The organism is Modicisalibacter ilicicola DSM 19980, assembly GCF_900128925.1.
GTDB classification, from domain to species: Bacteria; Pseudomonadota; Gammaproteobacteria; order Pseudomonadales; family Halomonadaceae; genus Modicisalibacter; species Modicisalibacter ilicicola.
This window is the reverse complement of record NZ_FQUJ01000009.1, coordinates 68,687-89,807: the sequence shown is the minus strand read 5'-3', so window position 1 is coordinate 89,807 and position 21,121 is coordinate 68,687. Positions and strand designations below refer to the sequence as shown.

General features: G+C 65.0%; 20 protein-coding genes. 4 read left to right on the top strand and 16 right to left on the bottom strand.

What is annotated here, in order from left to right:
• Positions 1–69: 69 nt before the first annotated feature.
• Entirely contained in the window at positions 70–1,179 is a 1,110-nt protein-coding gene (locus BUA41_RS11330; protein WP_072822883.1) for a TRAP transporter substrate-binding protein, read from the top strand.
• 73 nt (positions 1,180–1,252) lie between these two features.
• On the opposite strand, the gene nuoN is transcribed toward BUA41_RS11330, so the two are convergent.
• The 14 genes from nuoN to BUA41_RS11260 form a co-directional block, all read right to left on the bottom strand.
• Entirely contained in the window at positions 1,253–2,698 is a 1,446-nt protein-coding gene (gene nuoN, locus BUA41_RS11325) for an NADH-quinone oxidoreductase subunit NuoN (protein WP_072822881.1), read from the bottom strand.
• Entirely contained in the window at positions 2,695–4,236 is a 1,542-nt protein-coding gene (gene nuoM, locus BUA41_RS11320) for an NADH-quinone oxidoreductase subunit M (RefSeq protein WP_072822879.1), read from the bottom strand. The genes nuoN and nuoM overlap by 4 nt, the downstream gene beginning before the upstream one ends.
• Positions 4,237–4,310: 74 nt before the next feature.
• A complete protein-coding gene (nuoL, locus tag BUA41_RS11315) occupies positions 4,311–6,179 on the bottom strand; it encodes an NADH-quinone oxidoreductase subunit L (RefSeq protein WP_245791906.1) in 1,869 nt (622 codons plus the stop codon).
• Positions 6,176–6,484, bottom strand: coding sequence for an NADH-quinone oxidoreductase subunit NuoK (nuoK, locus tag BUA41_RS11310; RefSeq protein ID WP_072822874.1), 309 nt, complete (start codon positions 6,482–6,484; stop codon positions 6,176–6,178). Before nuoK ends, nuoL begins: the two co-directional genes overlap by 4 nt.
• Positions 6,481–7,026, bottom strand: a complete 546-nt coding sequence (gene nuoJ, locus BUA41_RS11305; RefSeq protein WP_072822869.1) for an NADH-quinone oxidoreductase subunit J — start codon at positions 7,024–7,026, stop codon at positions 6,481–6,483. Before nuoJ ends, nuoK begins: the two co-directional genes overlap by 4 nt.
• Before the next feature lie 27 nt (positions 7,027–7,053).
• Positions 7,054–7,593, bottom strand: a complete 540-nt coding sequence (nuoI, locus tag BUA41_RS11300; protein WP_072823029.1) for an NADH-quinone oxidoreductase subunit NuoI — start codon at positions 7,591–7,593, stop codon at positions 7,054–7,056.
• Between the two features lie 16 nt (positions 7,594–7,609).
• Positions 7,610–8,590, bottom strand: coding sequence for an NADH-quinone oxidoreductase subunit NuoH (nuoH, locus tag BUA41_RS11295; protein ID WP_072822867.1), 981 nt, complete (start codon positions 8,588–8,590; stop codon positions 7,610–7,612).
• Complete coding sequence (gene nuoG / locus BUA41_RS11290; protein ID WP_072822865.1) at positions 8,587–11,379, bottom strand: NADH-quinone oxidoreductase subunit NuoG; 2,793 nt, start codon at positions 11,377–11,379, stop codon at positions 8,587–8,589. The genes nuoH and nuoG overlap by 4 nt, the downstream gene beginning before the upstream one ends.
• Before the next feature lie 23 nt (positions 11,380–11,402).
• Complete coding sequence (gene nuoF / locus BUA41_RS11285) at positions 11,403–12,773, bottom strand: NADH-quinone oxidoreductase subunit NuoF (protein WP_072822863.1); 1,371 nt, start codon at positions 12,771–12,773, stop codon at positions 11,403–11,405.
• Positions 12,770–13,294, bottom strand: coding sequence for an NADH-quinone oxidoreductase subunit NuoE (nuoE, locus tag BUA41_RS11280; protein ID WP_072822861.1), 525 nt, complete (start codon positions 13,292–13,294; stop codon positions 12,770–12,772). Before nuoE ends, nuoF begins: the two co-directional genes overlap by 4 nt.
• A 2-nt stretch (positions 13,295–13,296) precedes the next feature.
• Positions 13,297–15,075, bottom strand: coding sequence for an NADH-quinone oxidoreductase subunit C/D (gene nuoC, locus BUA41_RS11275; RefSeq protein ID WP_072822859.1), 1,779 nt, complete (start codon positions 15,073–15,075; stop codon positions 13,297–13,299).
• A gap of 51 nt (positions 15,076–15,126) precedes the next feature.
• Positions 15,127–15,807 carry an NADH-quinone oxidoreductase subunit B gene (locus BUA41_RS11270; protein WP_072822857.1) on the bottom strand — a complete coding sequence of 227 codons (681 nt, stop codon included), beginning with the start codon at positions 15,805–15,807 and terminating at the stop codon, positions 15,127–15,129.
• An 84-nt stretch (positions 15,808–15,891) separates the two neighbouring features.
• Positions 15,892–16,305 carry an NADH-quinone oxidoreductase subunit A gene (gene ndhC, locus BUA41_RS11265; RefSeq protein ID WP_072822854.1) on the bottom strand — a complete coding sequence of 138 codons (414 nt, stop codon included), beginning with the start codon at positions 16,303–16,305 and terminating at the stop codon, positions 15,892–15,894.
• A 154-nt stretch (positions 16,306–16,459) separates the two neighbouring features.
• Positions 16,460–16,888: a YqaA family protein gene (locus BUA41_RS11260; protein WP_072822852.1), complete on the bottom strand. Its 429-nt coding sequence runs from the start codon at positions 16,886–16,888 to the stop codon at positions 16,460–16,462.
• A gap of 63 nt (positions 16,889–16,951) precedes the next feature.
• On the opposite strand from BUA41_RS11260, the gene thiD reads away from it, so the two are divergent.
• Together thiD and BUA41_RS11250 are read left to right on the top strand one after the other, a co-directional pair.
• Positions 16,952–17,764: a bifunctional hydroxymethylpyrimidine kinase/phosphomethylpyrimidine kinase gene (gene thiD / locus BUA41_RS11255; RefSeq protein ID WP_072822850.1), complete on the top strand. Its 813-nt coding sequence runs from the start codon at positions 16,952–16,954 to the stop codon at positions 17,762–17,764.
• A gap of 75 nt (positions 17,765–17,839) precedes the next feature.
• Positions 17,840–18,424 (top strand): chalcone isomerase family protein, encoded by a 585-nt coding sequence (locus tag BUA41_RS11250; protein ID WP_072822848.1) that lies wholly within the window; start codon positions 17,840–17,842, stop codon positions 18,422–18,424.
• A gap of 22 nt (positions 18,425–18,446) precedes the next feature.
• On the opposite strand, the gene BUA41_RS11245 is transcribed toward BUA41_RS11250, so the two are convergent.
• Positions 18,447–19,109 (bottom strand): HAD family hydrolase, encoded by a 663-nt coding sequence (locus BUA41_RS11245; protein WP_072822846.1) that lies wholly within the window; start codon positions 19,107–19,109, stop codon positions 18,447–18,449.
• Between the two features lie 214 nt (positions 19,110–19,323).
• The gene (locus tag BUA41_RS11240) at positions 19,324–20,358 is read right to left on the bottom strand and encodes a TRAP transporter substrate-binding protein (protein ID WP_072822844.1); all 1,035 of its coding nucleotides are present in this window, start codon (positions 20,356–20,358) and stop codon (positions 19,324–19,326) included.
• A gap of 140 nt (positions 20,359–20,498) precedes the next feature.
• Here BUA41_RS11240 and BUA41_RS11235 point away from each other — a divergent pair, with 140 nt between their 5' ends.
• Positions 20,499–21,116, top strand: coding sequence for a TRAP transporter small permease (locus tag BUA41_RS11235; protein WP_175546959.1), 618 nt, complete (start codon positions 20,499–20,501; stop codon positions 21,114–21,116).
• The last annotated feature ends 5 nt before the right edge of the window (positions 21,117–21,121 follow it).

Sequence of the window (21,121 nt, the reverse complement as noted above, 5' to 3'; positions counted from 1 at the left end):
ATCCGGCAGGCCGCCCGCCTGCCTCGACCAACCCGAAGCGTTCAACGACACAACAAGGGGAAACGCGCCATGCAACTGAAGACTCTTACTCTCGCCATCGCCATGACCTCCGCCGCGACCGGTCTGGGGCTGGCAACCGCGATCGACAACACCGCCCAGGCCCAGGAGACCTTCGAGTGGAAGCTGGTCACCTCCTGGCCCAAGAACTTCCCCGGCGTGGGCCAGGGGCCGGAGCGCCTGGCCAAGCTGGTCGATGAGATGTCCGATGGCCGCCTGACCATCGAGGTCTATGGGGCCGGTCAGCTGGTGCCCGGCTTCGAGGTCTTCGACGCGGTGTCCGAAGGCACCGCCGAGATGGGGCACTCCGCCTCCTATTACTGGAAGGGCAAGGCCCCGGCGGCCCAGTTCTTCGCCGCGGTGCCCTTCGGCATGAATGCCCAGGAGATGAACGCCTGGCTGCACTACGGTGGCGGCCTGGAGTTGTGGAACGAGCTCTACGACCCGTTCGGCGTCGATGTCATGGTCGCAGGCGCCTCGGGCGTGCAGATGGGCGGCTGGTTCAACAAGGAGATCAACTCCGTGGCCGACCTCGAGGGCCTCAAGATGCGCATGCCGGGGCTCGGCGGCGAGGTGATGAGCCGCATGGGAGTGGCCATCGTCAACATGCCCGGTGGTGAGATCTTCACCTCGCTGCAGTCCGGCGCCATCGATGCCACCGAATGGATCGGTCCCTACAATGACCTGGCCTTCGGTCTACACCAGGCGGCCGACTACTACTATTACCCAGGCTGGCACGAGCCGACGGTGATGTTCGAGGCGATCGTCAACGAGGACGCCATGGCGTCGCTGCCCGACGATTTGAAGGCAATCCTGCGGACCGCCGTGCGCGACGTCAACCAGGACGTTCTGGACGAATACACCGCGCGCAACAACGATGCGCTGGAGTCCCTGGTCAACGAACACGGCGTAGAGCTTCGCCGTCTCCCCGACGACGTGCTGGCCGAGGCCAAGAAGCACTCCCAGGACGTGGTGGCGGAACTGGCCGAAACCAACGAGATGGCCAAGAAGATCCACGACTCCTACCGTGCCTTCCAGGAGAAGGTGGTCGACTACCACGCCATCTCCGAACAGGCCTACTACAACGCACGCAACCCCGAAGGGGACACCACCGGCGAGTGACCCGCTAGACGTGCTGACAAGACCGGGCTCGCCTCGCGAGCCCGGTCGTCGGTGTCCGCGACCTGCCGCGCGCTCATCCGATGCTGGTCGCCGCCAGCACCCTGACCCACTCGATCATCGGCGCGGGATAGACCCCCAGCAGCAGCACCAGCAACGCCAGCCCCATCACCACCACGCCTCCGGCCCGGACACCCCAGTCATGGGGCGCGTCCCGGCGACGCATGCCGGCCTCGACCAGGAACAGCGTGACCATCACGCGCAGGTAGTAATAGAGCCCGATGGCACTGCCGACGATGATGCCGCCGACCAGCCACCAGCGTTCGGCCTCGACACCCAGGGCGACGATATAGAACTTGCCGATGAAGCCAGCGGTGAAGGGAATGCCGGCCAGAGAGAGCATGGTGATGGTCAGCACCGCGGTAAGGTAGGGTCGCCGCCAGAACAGGCCCCGGTAATGGTGCAGCGCCGCTGCGTCCGCCCCGCCGTAGGGGCTGGAGAGTACCGTGATGACTCCGAAGGCCGCCAGTACCGTGACGACGTAGGTGATCAGATAGACGCCGGCGGTTTCCTTCGCCAGGCCATCGCTGACCACCAGCGCCACCATCAGGTACCCGAAGTGCGCGATCGAGGAATAGGCCAGCAGCCGCTTGAGATTGGACTGGGTCAATGCCAGCAGGTTGCCTACCAGCATGGTCGCCAGTGCCAGGACGACCAGTGTTTCCTGCAACCACTCCCCCTGGAAGGCCGGCGATACCACGACCAGGCGCAGCAGGATGATGAAGGCCGCAATCTTGCTCACCGAGGCCAGGAAGGTCGCGGCAGGTCCCGGCCCGCCTTCATAGACGTCCGGTGCCCACAGGTGGAAGGGCACGATGGAGAGCTTGAAGCCCAGGGCCACCAGCATCATGCCCGCTCCCGCGAGTGCCCAGGCATTGTCCTCGGCGAAGCCGCTCGCCAGCCCCGCCAGGTCCAGACGCCCGGTCTGGGAATAGAGCAGCGCCATGCCGAAGAGCAGGAAGGCGGTCGCCGCCGCGGAGAGGATCAGATACTTGATGCCGGCTTCCAGGGAACGGCGCTCGTGGAAGGCGTAGGCCAGCATGCCGTAAAGCGGCATGGAAAGAAGCTCGAGTCCGAAGAACAGCGTCGCCAGATGCTGGCTGGCCGCCAGCACCATGCCCCCCGCCGCGGAACACAGCAGCAGCAGGTAGAACTCCTCGGCGGGACCGGTGTAATGCTCCAGATAGGCGTGGCCCAGGGTGGTACAGGCCAGCGCCGACACCAGAATCAGGGCCGTGGCGAATATCGTCAGGCCATCGACGACCAGCAAGGGCGTTTCGATGGGGGTCACCTGCCAGACGACCAGCAACGACAGCAGGGCCAGGTTGAGCCCGATGGCCGTGACCAGCACCGTGGCGGCATGGTGACGCCGCCAGGCGATGCCCAGCATTACCGCGATGGCCGTCGCGCAGACCAGGATCAGCGGCAGGAGTGCCACGAGGTGGGTCGTCGTCAACGTCATGAGGCCCTCATCGGCAAGGTGGTGGACGTCAGCGCGGGATCGGCGAACAGGCGCTGTATCTCGCTCATGGCTGCCCCGGTGGTCTCGAGCAAGGGTTGCGGGTACAGGCCAAACAGCAGCACCAGGGCCAGGAGTCCCAGCATCATGGTGTATTCACGTCGGTCCAGGCCGGCGAGGGGCTCCTCCCCCTGGGCGGGGCCGTAGTGCACGCGCTGCATGAGGAACAGCGAGTAGATGGCGGCCAGCACCAGGCCGACGCTGGAGACGGCCACCACGACCGGCGCCACCGGGAAGGTGCCGAAGAGTACCATGAATTCTCCGATGAAGTTCGCGGTACCGGGCATCCCCAGCGAGGCCGCGACGAAGCACAGCGAGAAGCCGGGCAGGCTGCCCAGGCGCCCCCACAAGCCACCCATGCGGGTCATGTCGCGGGTGTGCAGGCGCTCGTAGATCTGCCCGCTGAGGATGAACAGGCCCGCCGCCGAAAAGGCGTGGGCCACCATCAGCATCACCACGCCTTGCAGGGCCAGTTGGGTGCCAGCATAGATGCCGATCAGCACGAACCCCATGTGCGAGATGCTGGTGTAGGCGATCAGGCGCTTGATGTCCTGCTGGCCGCAGGCCAGCACTGCGCCGTAGAAGATCCCCAGCACCCCGAGCCCCATGGCGATCGGGGCGAAGGCCTGGGAGGCCTCGGGAAACAGCGGCAGGGCGAAGCGCAGCATGCCGTAGGCCGCGGTCTTGAGCAGGATGCCGGCCAGGTCCACGCTGCCGGCGGTGGGGGCCTGGGCATGGGCATCGGGCAGCCAGCCATGCAGTGGCACCACCGGCAGCTTGACCGCGAAGGCAATGAAGAAACCCAGCATCAGCCACATCGCCATCTCGTCGGACAGCGGCGTGTTGCGCAGGTCGTCGTAGCTGAAGGAGTATTCGCCGGTCGCGGCATGGTGGGCGAAGACCAGGCCGAGGATGGCCACCAGCATCAGCAGGCCGCTGGCCTGGGTATAGATGAAGAACTTGGTGGCCGCGCCGATGCGCGTATTGCCCTTGGAGCCGCTGTGTCCCCACAGGGCGATCAGGAAATACATCGGCACCAGCATCATTTCCCAGAAGAAGAAGAACAGGAACAGGTCGATGGCCAGGAAGACACCCACGACACCGCCCAGGATCCACAGCAGGTTGAGGTGGAAGAAGCCGACGCGGCCGACGATCTCCTTCCAGGAGCAGACCACCGCCAGCATGCCGAGAAAGCCGGTCAAGGCGATCAGCACCAGGGAGAGGCCATCCAGCGCCAGGTGCACGTCGATGCCGAAACGCGGGATCCACGCGACGCGCCACTCCATGGCCCACTGGGAGGCGCCGCCCCCCGCTTCCGGCAAGCGGAAGTCGCCGTAAAGCCACAACCCCAGGGTCATCGCCAGCTCGAGCAGCATGGTGCCCAGTGCTATCCAGCGGGGGAGCATCGTGCCCATCCGCTCGGTCTGCCAGCACAGCAGCCCACCGATGAAGGGAATCAGGATCAGCCAGACCAGGGTCATAAGCGTCGCTTTCCTTGTTCGTGTCGTCTCATCTCAGAAGAACCCGTCCACTTCCTTGCGCAACCGCGACGACCTCAGGGCGCCAGGGCCAGCACCAGCAGCAACAGCGTCGCGCCGGCCACCATCGAGGTGGCATAGAAACGCAACTTGCCGGTCTGGGTCCTCGAAAGCCCCTGGTGCAGCAGCCAGGCCAGCTTGGCTGTCAGACCGCACAGCCCGTCGATGACATCGCCCCGCATGAGCCGGGTCAGACGGCGATAGGGTCTCACCAGCAGCCGATCGTAGAGGGCGTCGAATCCCCAGGCCTGGTTCCAGAACGCCCAGAGCCGAGCCCCCCAGCCGCTTGCCGTGCGCTTGGCGAGCCAGTCGTGACGCCGCAGGTAGAGCCAGGCGCCCAGGACGATGCCGGCGATCGCCACGGCGGCGGCGACGATTTCCAGGATCAGGTGCCAGAGTTCCTCGCCCTCGGCGGGGGCCGGCAACACGCCTTCCAGCGGTGGCTCGATCCAGGCGCCCAGGAAGGTCGAGAGCAGCGCCAGCACGACGAGCGGCAGGCCATGTACCAGGCCGCGCCCGGCCTGGGCGTTCCGGGCGTTGTCGCTCTTCGTCTCGCCGTGAAAGGTGAGGATGATCAGGCGCACGGTGTACAGCGAAGTGAGGAAGGCCCCGATCATGCCCGCCAGCAGCAGGCCGCCATGGTCGGTCACCAGCTCCTGCCAGAGAATCTCGTCCTTGCTGTAGAAGCCGGCGGAGACCAGCGGCAGCGCCGCGAGTGCCGAGCCGCCGACGATGAAGCCGGCGTAGGCCAGGGGCAGGCGCCTCCACAAGCCACCCAGGCGCCGCATGTCCTGCTCGTGGTGGCAGCTGATGATGACCGCCCCGGCGGACAGGAACAGCAGTGCCTTGAAGAACGCGTGGGTCATCAGGTGGAAGACCGCCGCATCGAAGGCTCCGGCCCCCAGGGCCAGGAACATGTAGCCGATCTGGCTCATCGTCGAATAGGCCAGCACCCGCTTGATGTCGGTCTGGGCGAGTGCGGCGAAGCCCGCCATGAGCAGTGTCAGGGCACCGATCACCCCGGTCAGCTGCAGCACGTCCGGCGCCAGCAGGAACACACCGTTCATGCGTGCGATCAGGTAGACCCCGGCGGTGACCATGGTCGCCGCATGGATCAGCGCCGATACCGGTGTGGGGCCGGCCATGGCGTCCGCCAGCCAGGTATGCAGCGGCAACTGTGCCGACTTGCCCACGGCGCCGCCGAGCATCAGCAGCGCTGCCAGCTCCACCGTCGGATCGCCCTTCGCCCACACCTCCGGAGCGCGTCGCAGGATCTCGGCGATGTCCAGGGTGCCCAGCTCGAAGAACAGCAGGAACATGCCGATGGCCAGGAAGACATCGCCGACCCGGGTGACGATGAAGGCCTTGAAGGCGGCCCAACCGTTGGCCGAATGCTGGTAGTAGTAGCCGATCAACAGGTAACTGCACAGGCCGACGCCTTCCCAGCCCAGGAACAGCAGCAGCAGATTGTCGCCCAGCACCAGCAGCACCATGCTGAACACGAACAGGTTCATGTAGGCATAGAAGCGCGTGATGCCCTCCTCGCCCTGCATGTACCAGGCGGCGAACAGGTGGATCAGGAACCCCACCCCGGTGATGATGCCGAGCATGGTCAACGACAGGCCATCCAGGGCCAGACCGATGCTCGGCTGGAAGTCGCCCACGCTGATCCATTGCCACAGGGTGACGCCGTAGGTGCGCGGCTCGGCGATGAACCGAAGCGCGATCAGCAGGGTCGCCAGCGCCGCCAGCGCCAGGCTCGTCACGCCCACCGTCGCGCTGGCACGTTCGCCCAGCCGGCCGCGGGAAAGCGCCAGGATCAAGGTGCCGGCCAGTGGCAGCAGGAAGGTCAGGGGCAAGAGTAGCGACATCGAGAGTTCCATCATCCACGCATCCTGCTGGCGGCATCGGTATCCAGGGTCTTGAAACGGTGATTGAGCTGAATCAGCAAGGCCAGCCCCACGCTGGCCTCCGCGGCAGCCAGGGTGATCACCAGCAGGAACATCGCCTGCCCCTCGGGCTGGCCCCAGGCCGTCCCGCCGACGATGAAGGCCAGCCCCGCCGCGTTGAGCATGATTTCCAGGCTCATCAGGATGAACACCATGTTGCGGCGAAACATCAGTCCCGCCAGGCCCAGCGCAAAGAGTATCGCTGCCAGCACCAGGCCGTGCTCCATCGGTACACCGCTCATCGCACCTCCTTCCTTGCTCCGGTTTCCTGGTGCATCGGCGGCTTGTCCGGGGCGGCGAGGCGTCCCACATGGGACGCCGTCACCAGCGCCGCCAGCAGCAGCATCGCCGCCAGTTCGACGATCAGCAGCCAGGGGCCGAACAGGGTCGTCCCCACCGCCTTGGCGGTCAGGGTCTCGCCGCTGATCACCAACCCGATGTCGCCACGCCACAACGCGGCGATCAGTGTCAGCAGCAACACCGCCGCCAGTACCGCGGGCCCCAACCAGGTGCGCGGCTTGAGCCAGGCCCGCTCCTGGGCCACCACCGCTTCCCCCAGGTTGAGCATCATGACCACGAAGACGAACAGCACCATGATCGCACCGGCATAGACGATCACCTCCAGCGCCGCGGCGAAGGGGGCCCCCAGCGAAAAGAACACCAGCGCCACGGCGATCAGCGAGACGACCAGGTAGAGCAGCGCATGAACCGGATTGGTGTTGGTGATGACTCCCAGTGTCGCCAGCACGGCGACGAGACCACTCAGATAGAAGGCGACTTCCATTTTTCATTCCTGCTGGTGAATGAGTTCCTAGGGAAGCAGTGACTTGACGTCCACCGGCTCTTCCTCGTTCTGCGCGCGCCCCTTGTCCTTGCCGGCGATGGCGAGGCCGGCCACCTTGTAGAAGTGGTAGTCGTGGTCCTTGCCGGGACCGTTGATAAGCAGATCCTCCTTCTCGTAGACCAGCTCCTGGCGGCGATACTCGCTCATCTCGAAGTCCGGAGTGAGCTGGATCGCCGAGGTCGGGCACGCCTCCTCGCACATGCCGCAGTAGATGCAGCGCGAGAAGTTGATGCGGAAGAACTCCGGGTACCAGCGACCGTCTTCCTTCTCGCCCTTCTGCAGCGAGATACAGTCCACCGGGCAGGCCACCGCACAGAGGTTGCAGGCCACGCAGCGCTCCTCGCCGTCCGGGTCCCGGGTCAGCACGATGCGGCCCCGGTAGCGCGGCGGCAGATAGACCTTCTCTTCCGGGTAATTGATCGTTTCCCGCCTGCGAAAGGCATGCATGAAGACCATGCCCAGGGTGCGCAGTTGCGACCAGGTGCCTTTGAATAGCCACATGAGCATGTCGATCACTCCTCGCTCATTCCGGTGCCACCAGCAGAATCACGGCGCCGGTTATCAATAGGTTGATCAGGGTCAGCGGCAGACAGACCTTCCAGCCGAAGCTCATCACGCGGTCGTAGCGCGGCCTGGGCAGCGACGCCCGCAGCAGGATGAACAGCATCAGGAAGAAACCGGTCTTGAGCGCGAACCAGACGATGGGCGGCAGCCAGGGACCGTGCCAGCCGCCGAAGAACAGGGTGACGATCAGCGCCGAGATCAGCACCATGCCGACGTATTCGCCGATGAAGAACATGCCGAACTTCATGCTCGAATACTCGATATGGTAGCCGTCGGCCAGCTCCTGCTCCGCCTCGGGCTGGTCGAACGGGTGGCGGTGGGTCACCGCGATGCCGGCGATCAGGAAGGTACAGAAGCCGAAGAACTGCGGAATCACGAACCAGAAGCCTTCCTGGGCATTGACGATGTCGCGCATGTTGAAGGAGCCGGTGATGGCCACCACCCCCATCAGCGCCAGGCCCATGAACACCTCGTAGGAGAGTGTCTGGGCCGAGGCGCGCATGGCGCCGATCAGCGCGTACTTGTTGCCGCTCGACCAGCCGCCGAACAGCACCGCGTAGACGTTGATGCCGGCCATGGCGAGGAAGAACAGCAGCCCGATATGCAGATCCGCCACGTAGAGGTTGGGCGTGATCGGAATGACGATGAATGACAGCAGCAGCGAGGCCATGGCGATGGCCGGCGCCAGGACGAACAGCGTGCGATCGGCGAAAGGCGGGATCCAGTCTTCCTTGAAGAAGATCTTGAGCATGTCGGCGATCAGCTGCAGCGAGCCGAACGGTCCCACCCGGTTGGGGCCATAGCGGTCCTGCCACAACCCCAGCAGGCGTCGCTCGACCACGGTCAGCACCGCGCCCAGCAACACTGCGCCGAGCAGGACGGCCAGGGCCTGCAGCATGGCGATGATGATGGCCGTGACCTGAGGTGTCAGCCAGCTCATGGGCGATCCTCCCCGCCATGCGATCGCCTGGCATCCCGAGCCTGGACATCGCCACCATCGCTGTGTTGCTCAGAGACCCTGGCGACGGTGGCCCAGTCGCCCGAGACCGGGGCTGGCGCCAGCCCCGCGGGTACCCCGACCACTCCGGCAGGCAGTGCCGCATCGAGGCGCAGCGGCAGCACGAGCCGACCATTCTTCGTTTCCATGGCGAGCGTCTCACCCTCGGCGACAGCCAGGCGCTGGGCATCGTCCGTCGAGAGCGTCAGCGTCGCGGGCTCGGTACGCTCGGCAATCGGCGCGGCCCGGGAGGAGGTCTCGTCGCCGCCGAACAGCCGCGGCAGAACAACGACCTGCCAGGCGTCGTCGCGAGCGGTGAAGCCCCGGGGCAAGTCGCATGCGTACGCGTATTGACCGGGACGCGGATGCAGCAGCCGCACACCCGGGTCGCCGGCCCGCAGATGGCCCCCCACCTCGTCGGTGAACTTGTTCCAGGCCTGGGGCGAGTTCCAGCCCGGCGCCCAGGCGAAGGCCACCTCCTTGCGCGGCCGATCGAAGCCGTTGTAGCCCTCCATGGAAAAGGCGAAGGGCGTATCGGGGTCCTGGGGCGTGCGCGGCTCGCTGACATCCAGATCGGCACGCATCGCCGTACGGCCACTGTAACGATGCGGCTCTCGCGCCAGCTTGAGCCCCCGTACCCGGTAGTCCGCATCCAGCGAGGCCTCGACGATACCCGCCAGGGCGGGGTATCGACTGGCGCAGGCCTGGGTCACGTCATCGAGGATGATACCGGCGACCTGATGCCGTGCGAGACCGGCCTCGAGGGCGTGAAGCCAGCGCCAGCTCTCGTGGATACGCGCTTCGGGGCGGGTGTAGCGCGGCTCGAAGACCTGGAAGAAGCGCTGTGCGCGACCCTCGAAATTGACCAGGGTGCCGTCGCCCTCGGCGAAGCTCGCCGCCGGCAGCCCGAGATGGGCACGCTCCCAGGTGGGGGTGCGCTGATGATCGACGACGATCACGGTCTCGGCCGCCGCCAGGGCCGCATCGACCCTGGCCTGGGGCAAGCGGACATGGAGATCGTTCTCGAGCACCACCACGGCGTCGGCCTTCTGCGCCGCTAGTTCGTCCAGCGCCCACTCCAGGGGCCGGCCTCCCATCAGGCTCAAGCCGGTGCTGTTGGCTTCGCGACGGATCAGGGACAACCCGGCTCGCCGGGCACGGCGCGCCAGGGCCCGCGCGACATTGCCCGCAGCGTCGAGGATCGCCGTGGCGCCTAGCGAGCCGCCGCTGATCACCAGCGGTCGCCGGGCCGCCAGCAGCGCCGAAGCGATACGCCTGGCCTCGGCTCGGGTTGCCTCGTCGAGGTCGTCGACGGGTGGCGCCGCATCGTCGATGGCATGGGCCACGGCGAAGCCAAGCCGGGCAATGTCATCCACCGCCAGGGCCCAGCTTGCCTCGCTGATCCCGTCGAGCCCGGTACGGCTCGGATAGGCGATGAACAAGGGGTGCCGGCTGTCCTGGCCCAGGGTCTTGACCGCCTCGGCGTTCCAGGCCGGAATGTCACGCGCCCGGGACAGCTCCTCGCGGCGACCCAGCACCGCCTGGCGCACCGACAGGCCGACCCGGGCAGCGCTCTGGATCAGGTCCTCGCCGAGCACCAGTACCGCATCGTGCTCTTCGATCTCGCGCAGGGTCGGCGTCGGCAGCCCGCACTCGCGATTGAGCCGGCGCATGCGTTCCAGGCATTCCTGCTCCCGGGCGGCGATGCCGGTCGAGAAGTTCTCCTCGCCCACCAGTTCGCGCAACTGATGATTGCTCTCGAGGCTCGCTCGCGGCGAACCGATGCCGATAACCCGACGGGCGCTGCGCAGCAGGTCGGCGCCCCGGTCGAGAGCAGCATCCACTTCCAGGGTGACGCTCTGGTCCGCCGTGTCGCTGCGCCATTCCGGCAGGCGCGGCCGATCGTCACGATTGACATAGCCATAGCCGAACCGGCCCCGGTCGCACAGGAAGTAGCGATTGAGATCGCCATGATAGCGGTTCTCGATGCGTCGGATATCACCGTAGCGCTCTCCCGGGCTGATGTTGCACCCCACCGCGCACTGGTGGCAGATGCTCGGGGCGAACTGCAGATCCCACTTGCGGGTATAGCGCTCCGAGTGCGTCCGGTCGGTGAATACGCCGGTCGGGCAGACCTCGGTCAGGTTGCCGGAGAAGACGCTTTCCAGCACGCCTTCCTGGTAGCGTCCGAAATAGATGTTGTCGTTGGCACCGAAGGCCCCGAGGTCATCGCCGCCGGCGTAGTCGTCGTAGAAGCGCACGCAGCGGTAACAGGTGATGCAGCGGTTCATCTCGTGACCGATGAAGGGCCCCAGGTACTGATTGCGATGGGTGCGCTTGCGGAAGCGGTAGCGGCGCCGGTCGTGGCCGGTCATTACCGTCATGTCCTGCAGGTGACAGTGACCACCCTCTTCGCAGACCGGGCAGTCGTGGGGATGATTGATCATCAGCCATTCGATGACACCCTGGCGAAAGGCTTTGGCCTCCTCGTCGTCGATGGAGATCCAGGTGTCGTCCGCCGCCGGGGTCATGCAGGACATGACCAGCATGCCCTGGTCGTCATCGGCGTCCTTGTACTGCTTGACGGCACACTGGCGACAGGCACCCACGCTGCCCATGGCCGGATGCCAGCAGAAGTAGGGGATATCCAGCCCCAGGGTGAGGCAGGCCTGGAGCAGGTTGTCCGCGCCGTCGACATCAAAGGCCTGCCCGTCCACATGAATCGTTGCCATCTAGAGTGCTCCCTGCCTGTTCGTCATACCCCGCCCGCCGGGATCGGGTCCTCATGGGCGGCACGGCGCTCATGAGCGATGCCGGCTTCGAACTCAGCGCGAAAATGCCTGATGGAGGATTCCAGCGGCATGGCCGCCCCCGGGGCGTGGGCACAGAAGGTCTTGCCCGGGCCCAGGTCGCTGGCCAGCTGCTCGAGCAGCTCGATGTCGCCCTGCTCACCCTCGCCGCGCTCCAGGGATTGCAGGATCTTCAGCGTCCAGGGCAGGCCATCCCGGCAGGGGGTGCACCAGCCGCAGGATTCCCGGGCGAAGAAGGCCTCCAGGTTGCGTACCAGGGACACCACGCTCTGCTCCTCGGTGACCACGGTCAGCAGGCCGGTGCCCAGACGGCTGCCGTACTCGCCGATGGTGTCGAAATCCAGCGCCAGTTCGAGATGCTCGGGCAGCAGGAAGCCGGTACTGCCGCCACCGGGCAGCCAGGTCTTGAGCGCGCGCCCGTCGCGAATGCCGCCGGCGCGATCGAGCAGTTCCGCGGCACTGGTACCGATCGGCAGCTCCCACAGGCCGGTGCGGTTGACCCGCCCGGAGACGCCGTAGAGCTTGGTGCCGCCGTCATCGCTCAATCCGCCGGAGAGCCCTTGGTACCACTCGGCGCCATGCCGCATCACGGCCGGTACGTTGCACAGGGTCTCGACGTTGTTGACCACGGTGGGCTTGCCCCAGGCGCCGGACTGACCGGGAAAGGGCGGCTTGGTCCGCGGGTTGGCGCGCAGGCCCTCCAGGGAGCTGATCAACGCCGTCTCTTCGCCGCAGATGTAGCGGCCGGCGCCGGTGTGCAGGGCGATATCGAAATCGAAGCCGCTGCCGGCGATGTTCTTGCCCAGCCAGCCGGCGGCGCGTGCCTCGTTCAGGGCCTGGATCAGGGCTCTGGCCGCCTCGATGTATTCACCGCGCAGGAAGATGTAACCGAAGCAGGAGTTGTTGGCGTAGGCGCCGAGGATCATGCCCTCGATCAACAGATGGGGCTGCTGTTCGAGCAGCAGGCGGTCTTTAAAGGTGCCCGGCTCCATCTCGTCGGCGTTGCATACCAGATAGCCTCGCGGCAGATCGCCGCCCTGCAGCGTCAGGCTCCATTTCAAGCCGGCCGAGAAGCCTGCCCCGCCGCGGCCGCGCACGTTGGCCTCCTTCATGGTGGCGATCACATCCTGGGGCGACTGATTGCCGAGCACCTCCCGAACGGCGGCGTAGCCATCCTTTTCGACGTACTCCTCGAGCCCGATCAGCGCGCCGTCCTCGCGAAACCGCCAGGTCAGCGGATGGGTCTCGGCGCGGCGCTCCCCGGCGCTCTGGCGCAGCTGGCAGTGATAGCGAAGCGATCTGCGGCTGGTGCTCATGCATACTCCTTCAGCAGCTCGGCCACGGCGTCCGGCGGCACGGGACCATAGGTATCGTCGTCGATCATCAGCGCCGGGCCGCGATCGCAGGCACCCAGGCAGCACACCGGCAACAGGGTGAAACGGCCATCCGCGGTGGTCTGGCCGAAGTCGATGCCCAGCTCGGCGGTGATGGCGTCGCGCAACTCGTCGAAGCCGGTCAGGAAACACGAACTGCTGTCGCACACCAGGATGACGTGGCGCCCCACCGGCTGGCGAAAGATCAGGCTGTAGAAGGTGGCCACGCCTTCTACGTTCGCGACCCCGATGCCCAGCACCCCGGCGATGGCGGGAATCGCCCCGTCGGGCACCCAACCATGGCGTTTCTGCACGATCTTCAGCGCCTCGATGCAGGCGGCCTGCGGCTGCTCGTAGTGGTCGCGTTCATGCAGGATGGCATCGCGATCCTCCTCGTGGAGGACGAAGCCGTCGCCGTCGGTGGCGATCGCGGACTGGGCGTTGAAGGAAGCAGTGTCGTTCATGTTCAGCGGTCCACGTCGGCCATGACGAAGTCGATGCTGCCCAGATGGGCGATCAGATCCGGCACGAAGCCGCCGCGCATCAGTGCCGGAATGTGCTGCAGATGCGGAAAGCTGGGGGTGCGGATCCGGGTACGATAGCTCATGGTGTTGCCGTCACTGGTCAGGTAGTAGCCGTTGATGCCCTTGGTGGCCTCGATCATCTGCAGCGACTCGTTGGGCTTGAGCACCGGCCCCCAGGAGACCTGCAGGAAATGGGTGATCAAGGTCTCGATGTGCTGCAGCATGCGCTCCCGGGGCGGCGGCGTGGTCAAGGGGTGATCCGCCTTGTAGTCGCCGGCCGGCATGTGGTCGACGCATTGCTGGATGATCCTCAGGCTCTGACGCATCTCGTCGATGCGCAGCTGGCCGCGGTCGAAGGCGTCGCCGTTGCTCCCCACCGGAATCTCGAAGTCGAAGTTCTCGTAGCCCGAATAGGGACGCTGCTTGCGCAGGTCGAAGTCGAAGCCGGTGGCCCGCAGGTTGGGACCGGTGATGCCCCAGGCCAGTGCCTCGGTCGTGGTATGGGCGGCCACGTGGCGAGTGCGCTCGCGCACGATGGCATTTTCCATCATGGCCCGCTCGTACTCCCTGAGTCGCTTGGGCATCCAGTCGAGGAAGCCCTGCACCAGCTTCTCCCAGCCCCTGGGCAGATCGTGGGCCACACCACCGATTCGATACCAGGCCGGGTGCATGCGAAAGCCGGTGATCGCCTCGATCACCTCGTAGCCCTTCTGGCGATCGGTGAAGGTGAAGAACACCGGCGTCATGGCCCCCAGATCCTGCAGGTAGGTACCCAGGAAGAGCAGGTGACTGGTGATGCGGAACATCTCGGCCAGCATCACGCGGATGGTCGCGGCACGCTCGGTCACCTGGATGCCGGCGAGCTTTTCCACCGCCAGCACGTAGGGCAGGTTGTTCATCACCCCGCCGGTGTAGTCGATGCGATCGGTATACGGGATGAAGCTGTGCCAGGACTGACGCTCCGCCATCTTCTCGGCGCCGCGATGGTGATAGCCGATGTCCGGCACGCAGTCGATGATCTCCTCGCCGTCGAGCTGCAGCACGATGCGAAAGGCGCCGTGGGCGGAAGGGTGGTTGGGGCCGAGGTTGAGGAACATGAACTCGCTGTCGTCGTGCTTGCGGCGCATGCCCCAGTGCTCCGGGTCGAACTTCAGCGCCTGCTGCTCCTTGTCCTGCCCCACCACGGTGAGGGTATAGGGGTCGAACTCGGTGGCCCGGGCGTGATGGTCCTTGCGCAGCGGATGGCCGTTCCAGGTCGGCGGCATGAGAATGCGCGTCAGGTGCGGATGGCCCTCGAAGGTGATGCCGAACATGTCCCAGACTTCCCGCTCGTACCAGTTGGCGTTGGGATAGATCGAGGCCACGCTGGGGAGCGACAGGTCGGTCTCGCCGAGGGCGACCTTGAGGATGACATCGCGGTTCCGCGACAGCGACATCAGATGATAGAAGACCGTGAAATCCGCGTCGGGCAAATCCCGACGATGGCTGCGCAGGCGTTCGTCGATGGCCGAGAGGTCGTAGAGCATCTCGAAGGCCTGGGACTTGTCACGCAGAAACCCGAGCACCTCGGTCAATGCCTCGCGTGCCACCCAGAGCACCGGCCACCCGGTCAGGGTCGCCTGCTCTCGAACCCCCTGCTCGCCGAAGCGCCGCTTGAGCGCCTCGACGACGGCATCGTGACGAGTCGTGGGAGTATCGGGTGGCGGTGTCGCGACGCTCATGGATTTGAAAGCTTCCTTTGCCAGCGTTGAGTAGAGTGCCGAATGAGTGGCTCAGATGCTGTCCGGTGTGCGCAGCTCCGTCGCCTGGATTCGCCATTCGCGATTCTTCTCGCGCTGAGACGGCATCTCGGCGCGGTAGACACCCTGGTCACCAACTACCCAGGAAAGCGGGCGGCGCTCTTCCTGGATCGAGTCCTGGAGCAACTGCAGCCCCTGCAGGAACGCCTCGGGACGCGGCGGGCAGCCCGGCACGTAGACATCCACCGGCAGGAACTTGTCGACGCCCTGCACTACCGAATAGATGTCGTACATGCCGCCGGAGTTGGCACAGGAGCCCATCGAGATCACCCACTTGGGTTCGAGCATCTGGTCATAGAGCTGCTGGATGACCGGCGCCATCTTGAGGAAGCAGGTGCCGGCGATGACCATGAAATCCGCCTGGCGCGGGGAGGCACGAATGACCTCGGCGCCGAAGCGGGCGATGTCGTGAGGCGCGGTGAAGGCCGTGGTCATTTCCACGTAGCAGCAGGAGAGCCCGAAGTTGTAGGGCCAGAGCGAGTTCTTGCGCCCCCAGTTGACCGCCGAGTTGAGCACCTCCTCGAGCTTGCCGGTGAACACGTTGCGATGCACCTGCTGCTTCATCGGGTCCTCGACGCGCCGACGTTCGTTCAGCGGGTAGCGGGAATTCTCGGTGGCTACCGCATCGGTGGCGCGCGTCAGGGTATAGGCCATGCGACTCCTCCAGCGAAAGTCCAGCAAAAGCGAAAAACTTCAAGGCCATCGGTGGCCCGAGACGAGTCTTGTCGTTGCGTTGTGTCAGACGCCGCTGTCGCGGCGTCTACCGCTGCGCCCCTGGGGCGCCCAGTCCAGGGCTCCCACACGACTATCGTAGATGAGCCCGGCGAGCAGGATGAAGATGAATATCGTCGCGCCCCAGAAACCGGCCCAGCCCACCTCGCGTACCGAGACGGCCCAGGCGAACAGGAATACCGCCTCGATATCGAAGATGACGAAGAGCATCGCGACCAGGTAGAACTTGACGGAGAAGGGCTGTCGGGCACTGCCGGCACCGACGATACCGCTCTCGAAGGGAAGCGTCTTGCTGCGCCCCTGGCTACGCCCACCCAGCATGGCGGACATGCCGATCATGAAGACGCACAAGGCAAGAACCGCGAGAACAAAGAGGCCTATGCCCCAATACTCGGCGATCAACGCTGTTTTCTGGTCCATGCACATTCCCTCGCTAAACCAGGCTTCCTACCCATGATGCCTGAACGGTCTGTCGCGTCAATCGTGTTGCCATGCAACATAAGCCACGGCATTCACTAATACAGCCACAAGCATAGGAGAGCATGCGGGGTTTACCAGCGATCGCTTCCGACAATCAACAAAGTGGCATCAGCCAGGCTCGGGCCAACAAGAGCAATACGGCATAACGCGCCCCCTTGGCCAGGACGATCCACAGCACGGCCCGCCACCAGGCCAGCCGCAGCACCCCCGCCACCACCGTGAGCGCGTCGCCCACGAGCGGGGCCCAGGACAACAGCAGGCTCCATTCACCCACTCCCCGATACCACGCTTCCGCTCTTGCCATGCTGCGGGGTGAGGCCGGAAACCAGCGCCGGTGCTGGAAATGCCGCGCGTAACGCCCCAGGGCGACGTTGACCAGGCTGCCCAGGCTATTGCCCGCGGTGGCCACCGCCCACAGCAGCATGACAGGCTCCCCCGCACACCACTGGCGCGCCAGCCACACCTCGGAGCCGCCCGGCAGCAGGGTGGCGCTGGCCAGGGCCACCAGAAACAGGCTCAGCATGGCTCCATCGCCATGAAGTGTTTTAGGCTAGGGTCTTCCGGGCAATTCAAGACCACCAATGCGATGACGACCTCCTCTGCTGTTCCCAATGTCCTGACGATCGCCGGCTCGGACCCCTCGGGAGGCGCCGGCATCCAGGCGGACCTCAAGACCTTCTCGGCGCTGGGCGCCTACGGTACCAGCGTGATCACCGCCCTGACGGCACAGAATACCCGAGGGGTGAGCGCCGTACATGCCGTGCCGCCCGACTTCATCGCCGCCCAGCTCGACGCCCTGCTCGACGACGTGGACGTCGCGGCAGCCAAGATCGGCATGGTCGCCAGTCGCGAGGTTGCCCTCGTCATCCGCGAGGCCCTCGAGAAACGACGCCCCCGCTGGATCGTCCTCGACCCGGTGATGGTCGCCAAGAGCGGCGACGTGCTCGTCGACGAGGCCGGCATCCGGGCAGTACGCGAGGAACTGGTGCCGCTGGCGGATCTGATCACTCCCAACCTGCCCGAGGCGGCGGTGCTGCTGGATGGTCCGGCCGCCGAGACCCCCACGGCCATGGAGGCGCTGGTGCCGGGCCTGCTTGGCCTGGGCACTCACCACGTGCTGATCAAGGGCGGCCATCTGCGCGGCGAACACTGCCATGACCTGCTGGCCTCCAGCGAAGAACGGCAATGGATCGAGGGCAAGCGCGTGGCCACCGACAACCTGCATGGCACGGGTTGCACGCTTTCCTCGGCGATCACGGCCTACCTGGCCCGGGGCCGTAGCCTGAACGAGGCCGTCCGGCAGGCCAAGGCCTGGTTGGGCCAGGCACTTCATGCGAGCGAGCGCCTCTCGGTCGGCCGAGGCCACGGGCCGGTTCATCACTTTCACGCCTGGTGGTGAAGCCCCGCTGAACTGCGCTCCGATTTTGGCGTCTATGCCTGTATCGCCAACCAGACGGGACAAGGAGCTTCCATCATGCCCATGCGTGCACTCCTCGGCCGGGGCCCTTTGATGCTTGCCCTGTGCTGGCTGCTGGCAGCTTCCAGCGCGGCGGCGCAGGCCGAGCGATCCGTACGGGTGGAGGGAGTCGAGTTTCCGACGCGCATCACGATCGACGACCGGCCCTATCAGATGCTGGGCAGCGGCCTTTTCACCTACATGATCTGGGATGCCTACGTCGGCGCCTACTACCAGGCGAGCGGCTTTCCCCGCCCGGCGCCCGTGAGCGACGTTCCCCGCCATCTGGTGCTGGAATACTTCCATGCCATCGATGCCGAGGACTTCGCCGATACCACGCGCAAGGGAGTGAAACGGAACCTCAGCGCCAGCCGCTTCGCCGGACTGACCGATCCACTGCAGGCCTTCAACGCCAGCTACCGAGACGTCGTGCCCGGTGATCGCTACGCCCTGACCTGGACCGGCGACGAGCTTCGCCTGAGCCTCAATGACGAGGTGCTGCATCGCAGCGACAACGAGGCGCTGGCAGCAGCGCTCTTCGCCATCTGGCTGGGCGACAATCCGGCCAAGGAGAGCTTCAAGCAGGCGCTGCTGGGCAACTGAGCCGGGCATGCCACCCCGAGCATCAGCCGAGGGGCTCCGGCCGCTCCAGCATGTCGTCGAGGGCGGCGTCCACGAAGTCGCCCACCACCAGCGAGGCACCGGCATCGCGCAGTTCGGCAGGATGATGCGTCGTCGCCATGGCGATCACCGTGAGCCCGGCATCTATCGCTGCAGTGACCCCCTTGGGCGAATCCTCGAAGGCAAGCCCCTGGTCGGGCGCCACCCCGAGCCGCTCGAGGGCCAATCGGTAGACCGCAGGATCGGGCTTGGTCACCCCTGCATCTTCGGCGAACACCTTCGCATCGAACTGGCCTTCGAGACCGAGGGCGTGAAGAATCTCGTCGGCAATTTCCCGCGGCGCATTCGAGACCAGCGCCAACCGATACCCTTTTTCTCCGGCCCGATCGAGGAATGGGATCAATCCAGGGAGCGGGCCGGTGGCACTCAGCCGATTGCGATAGTAGCTGTCCTGGGTATCGAGCAGATCGCTGCGCTCCCTTTCCTCCAGACGGGGCAGGATATTCTCGAGGGCCTCGTCATGTGGCAGCCCCCTTATGTTCTCCTGGTAGAATTCGAAATCGACGTCGATGCCATGAGGCCTCAGCACCTCGAGCCAGGTGGCACGCGCCAGACCATGGGTATCGCTGAGGGTGCCGTCGAGGTCGAAGAACAGTACGTCGATCATTGAAGGCTCCAGTGCTTCGCTTGCGGGGGAACGGCTATCGCCGGGTCTGAGGTAATGGTTTGCCAACGCGTTTCATCGTTTTAGTTCCTGTTCCTGGCCACCTTTACCAGCCAGGTGATGCCCAGCCCCTGCCCGAGAGCGCGCCCTCGTTGACAAGGCCCGGGGCTGGACTGCCCCGGGCCTTGTCGTGGTATTTGCCAAATGACAGCGTGGGTCAGCCGTTGTCGCTGCCCCCCTTCTCCTCTTCCGCGGCCCGCAGCTCCTCATCCAGGGTCTCGAGGATCTTCTTGCCGCGTTCACCGGCCTGCTCGATGTAGGTATCGCGCACCGACAGGCTCATCTCGCGGAATGCCTCGCGCTGCTCCTCGCTGAGGGTGATCAGTTCGATGTCGCTGTTCTCCTGGATGGTCTCGAGACGCTGCTCGTTGAACTCGTCCTGCTTGTCGAAGATGTAACCACGCATCTCGTTGGTCACCTCGTCGATCATGGTCTGCTGTTCTTCGGGCAGGTTCTCGTAGAAGTCCTGCGCGGCGACCAGGGTGGTGATGAACTGCGCCTGCTTGGCCTGGATCATGTAATCCTGGACCTCGTAGAAGCTCATCTCCTCGATGGCGAAGATCGGGTTGACCTGACCGTCGATCTGGCCGAGCTGCAGACCGGAATAGACCTCGGCGTAGGGCATCGGAGACGGGTTGGCACCGTAGGCCCGATAGGACTCCACCAGGATCGGCGAAGTCATGGTGCGGATCTTGAAGCCCTCCATGTCCTGGGGCGTCTCGATGGAGCGGTTGCCGGTCCATACCATCCAACCCTCGGGAATGATGCCCAGCAGCTGCAGGTTCTGCTCGTGATAGGCCTCCTGGAGCATCGAACGCGCCTCGGTGTTGGCCAGCACCTGCTCGTTGACCTCGTTGTCGTCGGAGAACAGGAAGTGCAGGGTGAACACGCCGGTTTCCGGGATCACCGATGCCAAATGGCCCGGCGAGGCGAAGGCCAGCTGAATGGCGTCCTGCTGAACCAGTTCGGTTAGTTGCGAGGAGGTGCCGAGCGATCCATAGGGATAGATCTCTATCGTGATATCACCGTCGGAACGCTCTTCGATGCGCTTCTTGAATTCCTGGGCATAGGCGTCCTGGACACTGCCTTCGACCTCTTCCAGCGCGAAACGCCACGTCTCGGCCAGGGCTGCACTGGAAGAAAAAATCCCTGCGGCAGCAATGGCCGCCACCAGACTGGCTTTCTTAAACATGTTGTTATTCCCCTTCTATTAGTGGTGATATATACCTATATCAGCATGGTCGAAGAGTTTCCAGAATTCCATTAGCAATCATAATGATAAAAACAGGATGGGATGAACCATACTATTCATGCGAAGGCGAAGGGGCATTCATGAGCACAACCGACAACGACGAGTTCGCCGATTCGCTGCGCCGACTGCCTGGCGGGTTGCTTGGCGTGGCAAGGGGGCTGGACAAGGCCGACAGTGCCATGGCCTGGGTGGAGCGCTGGTTGATCGTCGGCTGCATCTTCGGCATGGCCATTGCCAGCATCGCCAACGTCATCGGCCGCAACGTCTTCAATTACAGCTTGCCCTTCACCGAAGAAATCATGCAGGTGCTGCAGATCTGGCTCACCTTCATCGGCATCAGTTACGGTGCGCGGGCCGGGCGCCATATCCGGGTCACGGCCCTGGTCGATGCGCTGCCCGAACTGCTGCGCAAGACGGTGCTGATCCTGGCGCAACTCATCACCTGCCTGCTGCTCGCCTATCTCGCTTATCTCGCCTACGGCTACGTGATGAGCCTGGCGGAGTCGAAACGCGTCATGCCATCGTTGCGCTGGCCGCTGTATATCCTCTACAGCGTGGTCCCTGCCGGCCTCGCCCTGGGCAGCGTGCAGTTCTTCCTGAGCGTGATGCGCAATCTGCTCAGCACCGGCCGCTGGCTGTCCTGGAAGTCACCGGAGGTCGAAGCCGAGGACGCCGAGGTCGACGACACGGGTATTTGAGCCGT